This window comes from Marinobacter salexigens (genome assembly GCF_018860765.1).
Classification (GTDB): Bacteria; Pseudomonadota; Gammaproteobacteria; order Pseudomonadales; family Oleiphilaceae; genus Marinobacter; species Marinobacter salexigens_A.
The window spans coordinates 1068772-1083366 of the sequence record NZ_JAHKPV010000001.1 but is presented as its reverse complement, the minus strand read 5'-3'; the positions used below and the strand labels follow the sequence as shown (position 1 = coordinate 1083366).

Here is a 14595-nt window from a genome sequence, read left to right as displayed (position 1 = left end):
GTAATGGAGCCGGGATCGCTTCGGAGGTGGTCCCGGCTTTGTTGTATATAGCAATAGCAAAAAGCCAGCCCTTGGCGGAGGATAGTAAATGCAGTGGATTATAAAACTGGACGAAGGCCTTGCCCGTTTGTCCGCTCTTTGTGGCTGGGTTGCCTGTGTCGCGATGTTGCTGATGGCTGGTAATGTTTTTTACGACGTTGTTGCCCGTTATGCGTTTAACGAAGTTTCTATCGGTATGCAGGAGATGGAATGGCACCTGTATTCGGTGGTATTCCTATTCGGGATTCCATATGCCTTGCGCACCGATGGCCACGTACGGGTTGACGTTTTTTATACGCGTTGGAGCGGCAAAGCCAAGGCCTGGGTAAACCTCATAGGTGCGCTGATATTTGTAATTCCGTTTGCCTACTTGATTGGCATCTATGGTTACGATTTCGCCGTGAATGCTTACGAGATGGGCGAAGGCAGCGGCGACCCCGGCGGGTTACCCCAACGCTGGATCATTAAATCTATTATCCCGATCACCGCCTTTTTTATCGCTACAGCTGGTCTCAACATGGCTACCTACGCTCTGCGAGTTATGGCTGGTGAGAAACAGTACGAAGGTGAGCACAGCGGAGGAGGTCTCGCATGATCGGTATGATTATGTTTTTGGTTGCCCTATTCATGCTGATGTTGGGCTTCCCCGTTGCCTTCACCTTTGGTGGCGTTGCTTTGTTCTTTGGTGTGTTCGCAGAGGGCATGGATTTATTTGCCTTCATGCCTTACCGCATCATGAGCGTTATGCAAAACACCGTCCTGATGGCTGTGCCCCTGTTTATTTTTATGGGCGTTATTTTGCAGCGCACCCGCCTCGCAGAGCAATTATTAACCTCCATGGGCAGACTGTTTGGCGGGCTACCCGGCGGCTTGGCCATATCTACGATTCTTGTGGGCGCTTTGCTCGCGGCTTCCACCGGCGTTGTGGGCGCAAGCGTAGTAGCCATGGGCCTGATTTCCTTACCGGTTATGCTAGCCCACAAGTATGACAAGCGCCTTGCAACTGGCACCATATGTGCGGCGGGCACTCTAGGGCAGATTGTTCCGCCCTCGATCATTCTGATCATTCTGGGTGATGTGCTCGGGCTTCCTGTTGGCGACCTGTTCAAAGCTGCCGTCGGGCCTGGCGTGGTACTTATCGGGCTTTATATCGCTTATATCCTGATCATGACCCGCTTCAAGCCCGAAACGGCACCAGCGATGCCAAAAGACGACAGCATTTCCCGTAAAAAGGAAGTTATGAATGCGCTGCTGGCGATCATTCCGCCATTGGCGTTGATTGTTATCGTTCTCGGTTCAATCTTTACTGGCATTGCCACACCTACAGAATCTTCCGCTCTGGGTGGTGTTGGCGCGATTGTTCTGGCCATCATCTACCGTCAGTTCTCGTTCCAAATGGTTTGGGATGCATCGAAAGATACGGTCAAGGTAACCGCCATGGTGTTTGCCATCTTGATCGGTGCTACGGCTTTCTCCATGGTCTTTAGCTACACAGGTGGCGACTATCTTTTGGAAGAGTGGATGCTGGCGCTACCGGGTGAGAAGTGGGGCTTTATCATCCTCGCCATGTTGGTGATTATGATTCTGGGCTTTTTCATCGATTTTGTGGAAATCTCATTTATCATCGTGCCAATTCTGGCGCCCGTGGCTGAAGCTTTGGGCATCAACATGCTCTGGTTCGCCATTCTCATCGCCATGAATTTGCAAACCAGCTTCCTCACACCACCTTTCGGGTTCTCTTTGTTCTACCTAAAAGGGGTGGCACCGCCGGAAGTGCGAACGGTCGATATCTACAAAGGCGTGTTGCCGTTTATCTTCCTTCAGGTGTTTGTGCTGGCGCTGATCGTGGTATTCCCCGAGTGGTTCGGCATGAGCTCCTCTTACTGACTTGTGGCGCAGCCGGGTCGCCAAGCCCGGCTGCGACTGCATACCTGACAAACACAAAACACTCTCTATACTTAGTAAGTAACCAACAATTCTCAGACAAGTATTCGGGATAAGCCTCGGCGCACAATCGCCAGCCTGAACAGCAATGTTAGGGTAAAAAAGGGAGCAGAGTCCGTGAATAAGAATAGCGCTCGAAAAAGCGCCCCCCAGCACAGCCTCACCCACCAATCCCACGTCCTAAACCTGCCCCTGCAGGACACTCAGGTAACTCGCGAACCACATTCCCACGAGCGTTGGCTGGTAGCCAAGCTCATGCGCATGGCAGGGTCTCCTCCCATTCGATTCCGCTTATGGAACAACGATGAAATTGAACCCCATGGGCAACCTGCACTGTTTACCGTTTATCTAGCCGACCCAAAAGCGCTATACGCGTTGGTCGCCAACCCTAATCTCGCTTTTGGCGACCTATACAGTGCCGGGCGCCTAGATGTGGAGGGCGATCTGCCCGAGCTGATGGAATCGCTCTACCGGACTATTCATCAGGCTCGCCAAAAGTGGCCACGTTGGCTTGAGGCTCTATGGCGGAACCATGCGCCCCGCTCAACAGGTCCTTCGGAAGCACCGGAAAACATTCGCCACCACTACGATCTAGGCAACGACTTCTATCGGCTTTGGCTTGATCAGGCCGAAATGCAGTACACCTGCGCCTACTATGAGCGCCCGGAACTGAGTTTAGAGCAAGCACAGTTGGCAAAGCTGGAGTATATTTGCAGAAAGCTCAGACTCAAACCCGGCATGACCGTCGTTGAAGCCGGTTGCGGCTGGGGTGGTCTGGCGCGTTACATGGCACGACATTACGGAGTTAAGGTTCACGCCTACAATATTTCGGAGGAGCAAATTGCTTATGCTCAAGCGCAGGCCCGCAAGCAAGGGCTGCACACACAAATTGAGTATATTAAAGACGACTACCGAAACATTCATGGCCAGTACGATGCCTTTGTGTCGGTTGGCATGTTAGAGCATGTGGGCAAAGATAATTTCACTGAGTTGTCAGAGCTGATTAAACGCTCACTAAAGCCCAATGGCATAGCACTCATTCACAGCATTGGCCGCAACAGGCCCATGTTGATGAACGCATGGATAGAAAAGCGCATCTTCCCCGGCGCTTACCCCCCTAGTATCGGCGAGATAATGGGCCTGTGTGAGCACAGCGATTTTTGTGTGCTCGATGTAGAGAACCTGAGGCTCCACTATGCCCGCACTTTGAGCGTTTGGATGGAACGCTTTGATGGGGCGCAAAGCGCAATCACTGAGATGTACGACGAGTATTTTACCCGAGCTTGGCGCATGTATCTGGCAGGCTCTATTGCCGCTTTTCGGGCGGGGTCTCTGCAGCTATTTCAGGTTGTATTTACCCATGGCGATAGTAATCAGCTACCTGTAACTCGTCAGGACCTTTACACCTTCCCCGCAGCACCTGAAAGCGTTTGAGGTTATCGCACATGGAAACGTATGACCTGATTATTGTTGGCGCTGGCCCGGCAGGATCTACTCTCGCGAAAGCCCTTGAGGGTAGCGGCAAGTGTGCCCTGCTGATCGACAAACACGCTTTCCCCCGGGACAAAACCTGCGCAGGCTGGGTGACACCCTCTGTGATTGAAACTTTGGACATCAACCTTGCCGATTACGGTAATGGGCGGACGCTTCAACCCATACGCCGTTTCCGGATCGGCATGATGGGGCAAACGGCGGTTGAAAATGATCATGGCAGTGTCGTCAGCTATGGCATAAGGCGCTGCGAGTTCGATGATTATCTACTGAAGCGCACAACTACCCCTAAACAGCTTGGCACACCCGTTAAAACGATTACTCGCAAAGAGGGCAACTGGGTGGTCAACGATACCTGGTCGGCGCCATTAATTGTTGGCGCAGGCGGGCACTTCTGCCCGGTTGCCAGGCTGGTTGGCAACGGCCCGGGCAGCCACGAGACCGTCGTGGCCGCCAAAGAAATCGAGTTTGAAATGACTCACGAACAAGCAAAGGCCTGCGAAGCTCGAGGAGACACGCCCGAGCTTTGGTTTTGCAAAGACCTAAAAGGTTACGCTTGGGTCTTCCGCAAGGGTAACTACTTAAACGTTGGCCTCGGGCGGGAAGACAACCACAAACTGACGGACCATTTGCAGGATTTTGTGGAGGCCATGAAAACTAAAGGCAAGGTTCCAGCAGACCTGCCCAGCCGTTTCAAAGGTCACGCTTATTTGCTCTATGACCATGCCGGGCGAGCGCTGCTCGACGACGGCCTTTTGCTCATTGGCGATGCTGCGGGGCTTGCTTATACCCAAAGCGGTGAAGGGATTCGCCCGGCCGTTGAATCTGCATTATTGGCGGCTGACGTAATCCTGCAAGCGCCAGACTTTTCTGCCACTTCCTTGCAGGCCTACGCCGATGCTATTGCGGAGCGTTTTGGCCATCGAGGCTCGGTTACCGAGGATGGTTTTCAAGTGCCGGGCTGGGTCAAAATGCCCTTGGCCGCCACGCTAATGCGATCACACTGGTTTACGCGCAAGGTGATCACAGAAAAGTGGTTTCTGCATCAAGACGTGCCAGCTCTAGCCGCGAATTCGTAACGCGCACATTTCATGCAGATATAAAAAAGGCGGCCGTCGGGCCGCCTTTTTATTGCTTCCGGGACTTAGTGGCCCAAATAGCTGCGATACATCCAGACCGTTTTTTCCTGCTGGGAAATGTAATCACTCATCAAAGCAACGGTGCCTTCATCTTCTGCATCGCCTGCAAGGCTTAGCAAGTCCCGCTGCTTGCCGATCAACTTGGCAAAGCTATCGACAATGTTGTTCATGGCCTCTTTGCCATCCGCAACATTTTTCTGCTCAGGAATTTCCGAGCGCTCGATGTAAGTGCTGTATGCATGAGAAGGGCGATGGCCCAACGTGAGAACGCGCTCAGCGATCTCATCAATCTTTAACAACAGATCGTCGTACAGCTCTTCAAATTTCACATGCAGCTCAAAAAAGTTATCGCCTTTGATGTTCCAATGATAACCGCGCACATTCATGTAAAAAATTTGATAGTTGGACAGCAGATCGTTGAGAGAATCGGCCAGCTTTACCGTTTTTTCTTTATCTAGACCAATAAAGTTTTTGCTCATTACATGCCTCCTTGGTGGCTGTAAAATTCAACCTGAATTAACAATAGCGAAAACTTCAGGCTCTCGTGAAGTTGAGTTATCCCATTTAGGTCATAGCAGAAATTTATCTCTAGGGCGTTTAAACACCAGGGCCACAATCCGTGCAATCACCCTCCGGAGCCGGACCTATATTTAGGTTTCGGTTGAGGTCTCTTAGAGCCGTTCTTACGCCCTCCTCAATTACCGGGTGATAAAACGGCATCTCCAGCATTTCGCTAACGGTTAACCGGCGCTGCGCTGACCATGCCAGCAAGTGGGCTATGTGCTCGGCCGCCGGGCCAAACATTTCTGCACCCATAAATAACCCGCTTCCATGCTCGCCGTATACCCGCAGCAAGCCACTGTTTTTACCCATCACACGGCTACGCCCCTGATTTTCAAACGACACTTCGCCTACTGCAAAGCAGCCGCCACAACGCTCATCCACTTCATTAATCGTTAACCCTACACTAACTATCTGGGGGTCGGTAAACACAACTGCAAGGGGGGTGTTTCTTTTGCCTGCTCTTACTTCCGGGTAAGACGCCGCATTATTACCAGCAATCTGACCTTCATCTGCGGCTTCGTGCAACAGAGGCAAATGGTTGTTCGCATCACCCGCAATGAATATGTGGCTTTGCCCGCACTGAAGTGTATGCGGGTCATAAAGGGGCATGCCTTTGTCGTCTAATTCAATGTCCGCATTTTGTATATCCAAGCCGTCGACATTTGGCCTGCGCCCCGTCGCCGCGAGCAAATATTCGAATGTTTCGGTTTTCTCGCCCGCGCTGCCATCAATGAATGTAACCGCCACACCTCCATCCACGCGCTCAATCCGCTTCACATCGCCATCCGGATCCAGCGGGAACTCCTCATTGAAGCGCTTGAGTGCATAGGCACGGATACTGTCGTCCTGAATCGGCCCAACGGCGCCACCCACACCGAACATTCTTACCCGAACACCTAGACGGCTGAGTGCCTGGCCTAGCTCCAAGCCGATCACACCTGGGCCAAAGACCACCACCGATTCGGGCAAATCCTGCCATTCGAAAATATCGTCATTTACTACCAAACGGTCTTTTGCTTCTTTCAAAAACCCCGGAATGTTGGGGCGAGAGCCGGTAGCGATAACGATACGCTTGGCGTTTATTTCGATATCGTTGTCGACAATGAGGCGGTTTGGCCCTGCAAAGCGAGCATGGCCTTTGATTTTGTGCTCTTCAGAGAATTTTTCTACGGAGCGGAGAACCGAACCGACAAACCGGTCGCGCTCCGAGCGCACTCGCGCCATAACTGCTTTGCCGTCTACGGTAATCTTGCCCGCAGACACTCCGAAAAGATCTGCCTGAGCCATCTGGTAAGCGCTATTCGCAGCTGCAAGCAGAAGTTTACTTGGCATACAGCCCACTCTCGCACAGGTAGTGCCGTACTGGTCGCTTTCGATCAACACAACCTTATCCGTGACTTTTCGTACGCGGCTATAGGCGACCATTCCTGCAGTGCCCGCACCGATAATGGCAACGTCAACTTCGCGCTTTTCCATAAATTAGTCTCCAAACCGATACTCCCGAAGCCCGGGAAAGTGGATGAAATCTTCAATCGAGTATACGCCAGTATAGAGGCCGGGATTGTTTTGTGCGGTAGGTGAAAAAACCGGCGACTGGGTTTATGCTGACAGCCCTATACAGACTCTGGCAATCTCTGCATTTTTATCCATAAGCCTTTACCCGTAATTCTGATAGTTAACGAGAACCTTAGGTATGAACAATTATTGGCCGGAATTTTTCACTGTGGCGCTTGTGCATCTGCTGGCTGTTGCCAGCCCGGGACCAGACCTTGCGGTAATGATCCGACAGGCGCTGTGCCAAAGCCGCCGGAATGCGCTACTCACTGCCATAGGTATCGGTGCTGGCATTCTGGTGCACGTAAGCTATTCGCTGCTGGGTATTGGGTTGATTATTCAGCAATCGATACTGCTATTTACCATACTTAAGATTGCCGGGGCTTTGTATTTAATCTGGATTGCTGTGCAGTGCCTCAGGGCCCGAGCGGGCGGAATTCATGTGGAAACCGAGCCGCACACATTGCAGTCCAGTTTTGCCGCACTACGTCTGGGGTTCTTAACCAATGCTCTGAACCCCAAAGCGACCCTGTTCTTTGTTTCGCTGTTTTCGGTAGTGATCAGCCCGGGCACTCCAGTAGCGATTCAGGCAAGCTATGGCGCTTATATGGCGCTGGCTACAGGGGTTTGGTTCGTTCTGGTTGCCATATTCTTCACCCTGCCCGCCGTTCGCAAAGGTTTTAACCGGTTTGGCCATTGGCTAGACCGGCTCATGGGTGGTGTTCTGCTATTACTGGCAGGCCACCTCTTACTCTCTACAGTGAGCGGAGCAGAGCCTCCGTCTGATCCCAGCTCAGGCATGGGTCAGTAATAGAGCATCCATAGCGCAGGTCGTCACCGTCGTTTTGTCGGCCTGCCTCTAAAAAACTCTCTAGCATCAGCCCACGAATACCAGCGGTACCCGAATGCTTCTGGCGCATCACTTCACGGGCTACATCGATCTGCCGCTCAGCCTGTTTGCAGGCGTTATCGTGGCTGCAATCTACCATAATGGCTGCGCACAGCTCTGCTTCAGACAGACTCTTCACGGCATGCTGAATGCTGACTTCATCGTAATTGGTGATTCCCCTGCCGCCGCGCAGCACAAGATGGGTGTCTGGGTTACCCCGGGTACTAACCATAACCGGCGCGCCATGACTGGATACCCCTAGGTGGTGATGCGGGTGGGCTCCCGACTTCATCGCATTAATCGCAACGCTGATACCACCGTCAGTGCCATTTTTAAAACCTGCGGGCATCGGCAGCCCACTGACCATCTCGCGGTGAATCTGGGATTCGGTGGTGCGGGCTCCGATGGCAGTCCAACTCACCAAGTCCCCCAAGTAATCCATGGCAAAAGGGCTCAAGGCTTCAGTGGCCAATGGCAACCCCATCTCGGCTAAGTTAAGAAGCAAGCGTCGTGAACGGAGCAAGCCTTCGTTAAGATCGCCCGTGCCTGTGCGCTCGGGGTCGTACAACAAACCCTTCCACCCTACGGTTGTTCTGGGCTTTTCCAGATAGGCGCGCATCACAATTAGACAGCGGTCGCTGACGGCGTCTGCCAGTGCTTTGAGTTTTTCACCATACTCCAACGCGGCTACTTCATCGTGAATCGAACAGGGGCCGACGACGATCAACGTGCGCTCATCTGAGCCGTGCAAAATATTGCGAATCGCTTGCCGGTGCCTGCTCACCTGTCGGGCAAGCCGCTCATCCAAAGGCAAGCGCTGGCGTAGCTCAGCTGGCGTAGGTAGCGCGGTCTCCTCACGGTGAGTTGCGGCTGCACTTAGGGCCTGATCTTTCCCGGCGGCGTTCAAAGGCATGTTCATATCTGTTTTCCCGTTTCCCTGTATCAGAATCAAAAAAGCCCCGGCTGGGCTACCAGTCGGGGCTTTCTGAGTCCGACGGCAGCCTGGTTTTCCCCGGGCTGCCATCCTCGTTATTCGTTTGTTGAAGATGCTATGGGCGGCCCAGACGCTGGCTAAAATAAAAGCCATAACCAAACCACCAAAAAAACACAGCAGCGACCGCATCTTTCGCCTTTTGGCTGAAAGCTTGCAGAACATTCAATTGACAGATCGCTTGTGTCGTCTTCATGCTTATCAATATATACCCCGGGTTTTCACCTTGGCAACCCGTAAACCGGACTTTTTTATCAGGCAAACCGCGTTTATCGGGAAAATGGGAGCCAAAATATGTCATTGAGCCTACGAAACCTCACCTCTCACCTCGTTTTTATCGTTGCTCTGGCGCTCGTCTCAGGCTCCGGCGCTGCACACGCGGACTCCCGCGCTTATCAACTCAACAATCGGCCAGCTGAAGACGTTGCTGCGCAGATTCGGGAGCTGTATCAGGGCGAATCCTTAGCAGTTACTGCTAGGGGCCAACAGATTGTGGTTCGCGGAACACAGTCAATGCTAGATGAAATCGGCACCTTGGTTGAAACCCTTGATGTAGCCCAAGCCCAGCTGCGAATCACAGTGCGTTCTACAGAAGATATTGGCGGCAAAGGCTCCGGCGGCGGCATTACTACAACCAGAAACACAGTTGGCGTTACCGTAGAACGTCGCGTTACCAGCACCAGCGGCTCGCGGGAACGGAGCCTTGTAGTTATGGACGGGCAATCTGCCCATATTACATCAGGTCAGGTGCGTACCCTGCCCTTCGCTGTGCGTGGCGGTAGGAACCCGGCGGCTATTTTAACTCAGGTCGAAACACGCAGCGGGTTTGTTGTTAGCCCTCAGGTTATTTCAGATCAGGCAGTGGAACTTAACATTGTATCTTTTGAGGTCGACCCTGCCGAGCTAGAAGGTTATGAAACGCAGGCTCTGGTGACCATTCGCCGTGTAGAGCCCGGCCAATGGGTCTCATTAGGCAGTGCGTCTACTCAATCCACCCGCGAACAATCAGGCATTGCTTACAGCGTGAAAAGCAGCCGCTCAGACAATCGCAGTTTTGAAGTTAAGGTCGACGTTATCCATTAACCCTCAAGCTCTACTATGGAGCAGAACGCTTTTGGCTTCGTTGATCTTCGCAGCCAGATAGTCGCTGCCACCACGATCCGGGTGCAGCTTCTGGATTAAGCGGCGGTGCGCCAAAACAACGTCTTCTTTTGTACAGTCTTCGGTAACACCCAGTATTTCGCAGGCTTCTCGCTCAGTCATTCCGGTGCCTTGCGGCTGCCCCGACTCGGCGCCACCGGCAGGCCCAGCATTGTCTTTGCCCGAGAAAAGTCGGTTCAAGGCGGGGAAGAACCGGGCAAGTTCCGGCAGTTTGCGCAAAAGAGGTATCAACGCCGCGATTCCGGCGGTCAATACATGCACTCGGCCGGTTAAAACCATCACCAACAAAAAGAGGCCGCCAGCAACAAAGACAAGCTTCCAGGTTGCAGCTTTTTTCTTTTCCGCCGACAATCCACCCCACTGTTTTAGAATCACAAAGACGGTTGCCGCCAGCGCAATTCCAAGTATCCAATGCATGATTGATCCTTTGCTGCTGAAAGAGCGTAATTCTGGCACCCAGTGTAACGGCAAAGCTAGCCAAAAATACCTACAACCCGGTGACAAGTGCACCCTGAATTTTGTAGGATGCTACGCTTTGTCGCGAATTTATCATTCCCGCATCCAAATAGAGATTCCCAGGACCTGAACTATGCGCACTGCTTCCCGCTTCCTGATCGCAATTATTTTCCTCGGCGTGGTGCTTGGCGGCATCTTTGGCTATAAGTTTTACCAGTTTGGCCAGATGAAAGAAATGCTGTCCCAACCGCAACCGCCTGCAGAGGTATCTGCCACCGAAGCTCGCACTGAGAGCTGGACCCCAAGTATTAAAGCCGTGGGCAGTGTTAATGCGGTCAACGGCATTGAAGTTGCCAACGAGGTTCCTGGCGTTATTTCGAGCATTAATTTCGAATCGGGCGATACCGTGAAAAAAGGTGACATTCTCATTCGCCTGAATACGGCAATTGACGAAGCCGCCGTGCGCACCCGTAGAGCGGAAGCTCAACTTGCGGAGCAGGAGTTCAAACGTATCTCCGACCTACTGCCAAAGCGTGCTGTGTCCCAGTCCCAATTTGATGAGTCCAAAGCCAACTTCGACGCAGCCCAAGCCCGCGTTAACGAGGCGGATGCCCAGCTCAGTAAAAAAGTTATCCGCGCACCCTTCGATGGCACTCTGGGCATTCGTATGGTGGATCAGGGTGAGTACATTGCCACGGGCACGCCGATCGTTGAAATCAACATGCTTGATCCGATCTACGTAGATTTCACCTTGTCTGAGAAGAATCTACAGGACGTTGCACGGGAATACTCAGTGGTTGCTACCGTTGCTGCGGTTCCTGAGCAGGAGTTCAAAGGCAAAGTCAGCGCCATCAACACATCCGTGAACCCCGAAACCCGCACTGTGCGTGTGCGCGCCACTCTGAGCAATCCACAGAAGCTGCTCAGACCGGGCATGTTCGCAACCATCCGTACCTTGCAGCCGAAGGATGACAAAGTGGTTACGGTTCCCCGCACGGCCGTCTCCTACAACACCTATGGCGATTTCGTGTTTGTGATTGAGGAAAACGATGACGGCGATCTGGTTGTCAATCGCCGCAGCGTCACAGCGGGCCAAACCCGTGACAAGCGCGTTGCTATTCTCTCTGGCCTCGAAGCAGGCGAGAAAGTCGTTTCCAAAGCATTGCTGAGACTCCGCGCTGGCCAAAAGGTCAAGATTCAAGAAGAGAACTCTGACGAGAGCTCTGGCCAGAGCCAGAAAAAGCAGCCGCAGGAGGCCTCTGAATAATGCGATTCACCGACATTTTCATCCATCGTCCCGTTTTGGCGACGGTGGTTAGCCTACTCATCCTGCTGCTCGGTGCCCGAGCCGCTATGGAGATGGAGATCCGGCAATACCCGGAACTCGAAAGCACAACGGTTACGGTCACAACGGCCTACCCGGGCGCTAGTTCAGACCTCATCAAAGGCTTCATAACCACACCTCTGCAACAAGCGATTGCCGAAGCCAGCGGTATCGATTACCTGACATCCACCAGCTCGCAGGGTAAGTCGACCATCGAGGCCAAGATGGTGCTGAACTACGACGCCAACGCGGCACTGGCTGAAATTCAGGCCAAGGTGGCTAGCCAGCGCAACGTACTCCCGGCTGATGCGCAGGACCCGGTAATCACCTCCACCACGGGTGATTCCACGGCGCTGATGTACATTGCTTTTTACAGCACCGAGATGGCCGTTCCTCAGATTACCGATTACCTGACTCGGGTAGTGCAGCCTAGATTGCAGGCGCTTTCTGGCGTAGGTAAAGCACAACTTCTTGGGCGCGAGTTCGCCCTGCGGGTGTGGCTGGACCCTGAGCGCCTTGCGGCGGTGGACATGACGCCCGGAGAAGTGGTCGCCAAACTGCGCGCCAACAACTATCAGGCGGCAGTGGGCAACACCAAGGGCGCCTACACTGAAATAAGCATGACCAGTGACACAGATGTCGCGGATCCAGACGAGTTCAACAATCTGGTGGTCAAGCAGGTTAACGGAACCCAGATTCGATTGCAGGACATTGCCCGCGTTGAACTGGGGTCACAAACCTACAGTGCGCTAGCGCTGTATAAAGGTCAACCCGCAACCTACGTGGCTATTGAGCTCGCGCCGGGCGCCAACCCGCTCACGGTAGCTGGTCTGGTTAAAGATGATCTTCCGGATATCAAAAGCCAGTTGCCGGGCGAAATGGACGTGCGCCTAGCTTATGACGCATCGGACTTTATTGAAGATTCCATCAACGAAGTGATCCGTACCCTAATTGAAGCGATGGGTATCGTTCTTGTGGTGGTTTTCTTGTGCCTAGGCTCTATTCGCGCATCTATTGTGCCCTCTGTAGCAGTCCCACTGTCACTGATTGGTGGCGCTTTCATTATGTTGATGTTCGGGTTCTCCCTGAACCTACTCACTCTGCTGTCTATGGTTCTTGCCATCGGTCTGGTAGTAGACGACGCCATTATTATGGTCGAGAACGTACACAGACACATCGAGGAGGGTGAGTCACGGTTTGAAGCTGCCCTGCACGGCGCCAGAGAGATGGCTGTACCCATCATTGCCATGACCACCACCTTGGTGGCCGTGTACGCGCCGATCGGGTTTATGGGTGGTCTTGTAGGCTCCCTGTTTACCGAGTTCGCCTTCACGCTGGCCGGTACCGTCGTAATCTCGGGCATTGTGGCTCTTACGCTTTCGCCTATGTTGTCCGGCATGGTTCTGAAGCCTCATGGCAACCCAGGTAAATTCGAAAGGCTAGTAGAGCGCACGTTCAACGGCATTTCGTCGGGTTATAAATCAGCGCTTGCCTCTTTGATGCAAACCAAATCTGTGGTGGTGTTTTTTGCGCTGGTGGTACTTGGCTCCATTTACTTCATGGCGATGATGAGCCAAAACGAACTGGCGCCCACGGAAGATCAGGGCATCTTGTTCTATCAGGGCCTTGGCCCCCAAACAGCCACTCTAGACTACCTGCTTGAACACGGTGACGAAGTTCAGGGGCGTCTGGCTTCCACACCCGGCTATGCAGAAGACTTCATGATTGTGGGCATCACCGCCCCCAACGCTGTATTTGGTGGCTTCAAGATGGAACCCTGGAGCAAGCGGGAGCTTAGCCAGTTCGAAATCCAGCCTCAGCTTGATGGCGAACTTAAAAAAGTGACCGGGCTGCAGACTGCGGTATTCGCTCCACCAGCCCTACCCGGTTCAGGCGGTGGTCTGCCCTTCCAGTTCGTGATCACCACTGGCAGCAGTTACGAGCAGCTTGATCAGGTAGCAAGTGAGCTGTTGGGCAAGGCTATGGGTAGCGGTAACTTTATGTTCCTCCAGAAGTCGATCAACTTTGATCGGCCGGTTACCCGCATCAATGTTGATCGTGACCGGGTGGCGGACCTTGGGCTTTCAATGCAAGACGTGGGGCAATCGCTTTCCAGCATGCTTGGTGGCGGTTATATCAACCGTTTCAGCATGGAAGGCCGCTCCTATCAAGTTATCCCGCAGGTGGATCAGAAGTTCCGTTTGGATGAGCAAGCGCTGAACGATTATTATATCCGCACAGGCAATGGCGATTTAGTGCCATTGGGCAGTGTTGTGAGCTTTACACACGATGTTGAACCGTCCAACCGTACACAGTTTAACCAGCAAAACTCGCTCACTCTGCAAGGCGTCGTTATGCCCGGTGTCGCTGCGGGCACAGCTATGGAATTCATGGAACAATCTGCCGACGAAGTGTTTCCGCAAGGTTTCACATACGACTACACAGGTCAGAGTCGGCAGCTGGCCAATCAGGGCAGCGCTCTAATCGTCACTTTCTTCCTGTCGCTGCTGGTGATTTATCTGGTGCTTGCGGCACAGTTCGAAAGCTGGCGCGATCCGTTCATCATCCTAGTGTCAGTCCCCATGTCGGTGGCTGGTGCCATGGCATTTATCGTTCTTGGCTTTGCGACCATGAATATCTACACGCAGGTAGGTCTGATTACCCTGATCGGGGTTGTCTCTAAAAACGGCATACTGATCGTGGAGTTCGCCAACCAGCTGCAGAAAGATAAAGGCATGAACAAAACAGAAGCGGTTATTGAAGCAGCAGCCATTCGTCTGCGGCCCATCATAATGACCTCATTGGCGCTGATCTTCGCCATGGTACCGCTGCTTATCGCAGCTGGACCGGGTGCAGAAAGCCGCTTCGCCATTGGCTTGACCATCAGTGCCGGCTTGGGCATTGGCACCCTGTTCACGGTATTCGTGTTACCAGCGTTCTACATTCTGCTGGCTCGCGATCACAACGAAGGAAACGACGAACAGGATGGTCATTCAGAGCCGGTGCCCGTAAGTTCATAAAGGCTAACAGCTATAACTAAAAA

13 protein-coding genes are annotated in these 14595 nt (G+C 53.0%); 8 read left to right on the top strand and 5 right to left on the bottom strand.

What is annotated here, in order from left to right:
- Window positions 1-88 precede the first annotated feature (88 nt).
- The 4 genes from KO508_RS04915 to KO508_RS04900 all read left to right on the top strand — a co-directional run bounded on the left by KO508_RS04915 (window position 89) and on the right by KO508_RS04900 (window position 4553).
- Window positions 89-634 (top strand): TRAP transporter small permease subunit, encoded by a 546-nt coding sequence (locus KO508_RS04915; protein ID WP_216007173.1) that lies wholly within the window; start codon window positions 89-91, stop codon window positions 632-634.
- A complete protein-coding gene (locus KO508_RS04910) occupies window positions 631-1926 on the top strand; it encodes a TRAP transporter large permease (RefSeq protein WP_216007172.1) in 1296 nt (431 codons plus the stop codon). The genes KO508_RS04915 and KO508_RS04910 overlap by 4 nt, the downstream gene beginning before the upstream one ends.
- Before the next feature lie 174 nt (window positions 1927-2100).
- On the top strand, window positions 2101-3417 hold the full coding sequence (locus tag KO508_RS04905; RefSeq protein WP_216007171.1) for a class I SAM-dependent methyltransferase: 1317 nt from the start codon (window positions 2101-2103) through the stop codon (window positions 3415-3417).
- A gap of 11 nt (window positions 3418-3428) precedes the next feature.
- Window positions 3429-4553 carry an NAD(P)/FAD-dependent oxidoreductase gene (locus KO508_RS04900; RefSeq protein ID WP_216007170.1) on the top strand — a complete coding sequence of 375 codons (1125 nt, stop codon included), beginning with the start codon at window positions 3429-3431 and terminating at the stop codon, window positions 4551-4553.
- A gap of 65 nt (window positions 4554-4618) precedes the next feature.
- Here the strand turns inward: KO508_RS04900 and KO508_RS04895 are convergent, their stop codons facing one another.
- Together KO508_RS04895 and KO508_RS04890 are read right to left on the bottom strand one after the other, a co-directional pair.
- A complete protein-coding gene (locus tag KO508_RS04895; RefSeq protein ID WP_216007169.1) occupies window positions 4619-5092 on the bottom strand; it encodes a Dps family protein in 474 nt (157 codons plus the stop codon).
- Between the two features lie 118 nt (window positions 5093-5210).
- The gene (locus tag KO508_RS04890; RefSeq protein WP_216007168.1) at window positions 5211-6653 is read right to left on the bottom strand and encodes a dihydrolipoyl dehydrogenase; all 1443 of its coding nucleotides are present in this window, start codon (window positions 6651-6653) and stop codon (window positions 5211-5213) included.
- A 217-nt stretch (window positions 6654-6870) separates the two neighbouring features.
- Here KO508_RS04890 and KO508_RS04885 point away from each other — a divergent pair, with 217 nt between their 5' ends.
- Window positions 6871-7542 (top strand): LysE family translocator, encoded by a 672-nt coding sequence (locus KO508_RS04885; protein ID WP_216007167.1) that lies wholly within the window; start codon window positions 6871-6873, stop codon window positions 7540-7542.
- On the opposite strand, the gene KO508_RS04880 is transcribed toward KO508_RS04885, so the two are convergent.
- Complete coding sequence (locus tag KO508_RS04880; protein ID WP_216007166.1) at window positions 7487-8539, bottom strand: 3-deoxy-7-phosphoheptulonate synthase; 1053 nt, start codon at window positions 8537-8539, stop codon at window positions 7487-7489. The two genes, KO508_RS04885 and KO508_RS04880, sit on opposite strands and share 56 nt — an antisense overlap.
- 130 nt (window positions 8540-8669) lie before the next feature.
- Window positions 8670-8912: a hypothetical protein gene (locus KO508_RS04875; protein ID WP_216007165.1), complete on the bottom strand. Its 243-nt coding sequence runs from the start codon at window positions 8910-8912 to the stop codon at window positions 8670-8672.
- Here KO508_RS04875 and KO508_RS04870 point away from each other — a divergent pair.
- A complete protein-coding gene (locus tag KO508_RS04870) occupies window positions 8906-9694 on the top strand; it encodes a secretin N-terminal domain-containing protein (RefSeq protein ID WP_216007164.1) in 789 nt (262 codons plus the stop codon). The genes KO508_RS04875 and KO508_RS04870 overlap by 7 nt on opposite strands.
- 3 nt (window positions 9695-9697) lie before the next feature.
- Here the strand turns inward: KO508_RS04870 and KO508_RS04865 are convergent, their stop codons facing one another.
- The gene (locus tag KO508_RS04865) at window positions 9698-10189 is read right to left on the bottom strand and encodes a molecular chaperone DnaJ (protein WP_216007163.1); all 492 of its coding nucleotides are present in this window, start codon (window positions 10187-10189) and stop codon (window positions 9698-9700) included.
- 172 nt (window positions 10190-10361) lie between these two features.
- Here KO508_RS04865 and KO508_RS04860 point away from each other — a divergent pair, with 172 nt between their 5' ends.
- Complete coding sequence (locus tag KO508_RS04860) at window positions 10362-11495, top strand: efflux RND transporter periplasmic adaptor subunit (protein ID WP_216007162.1); 1134 nt, start codon at window positions 10362-10364, stop codon at window positions 11493-11495.
- On the top strand, window positions 11495-14572 hold the full coding sequence (locus KO508_RS04855; protein ID WP_216007161.1) for an efflux RND transporter permease subunit: 3078 nt from the start codon (window positions 11495-11497) through the stop codon (window positions 14570-14572). Before KO508_RS04860 ends, KO508_RS04855 begins: the two co-directional genes overlap by 1 nt.
- Window positions 14573-14595 lie beyond the last annotated feature (23 nt).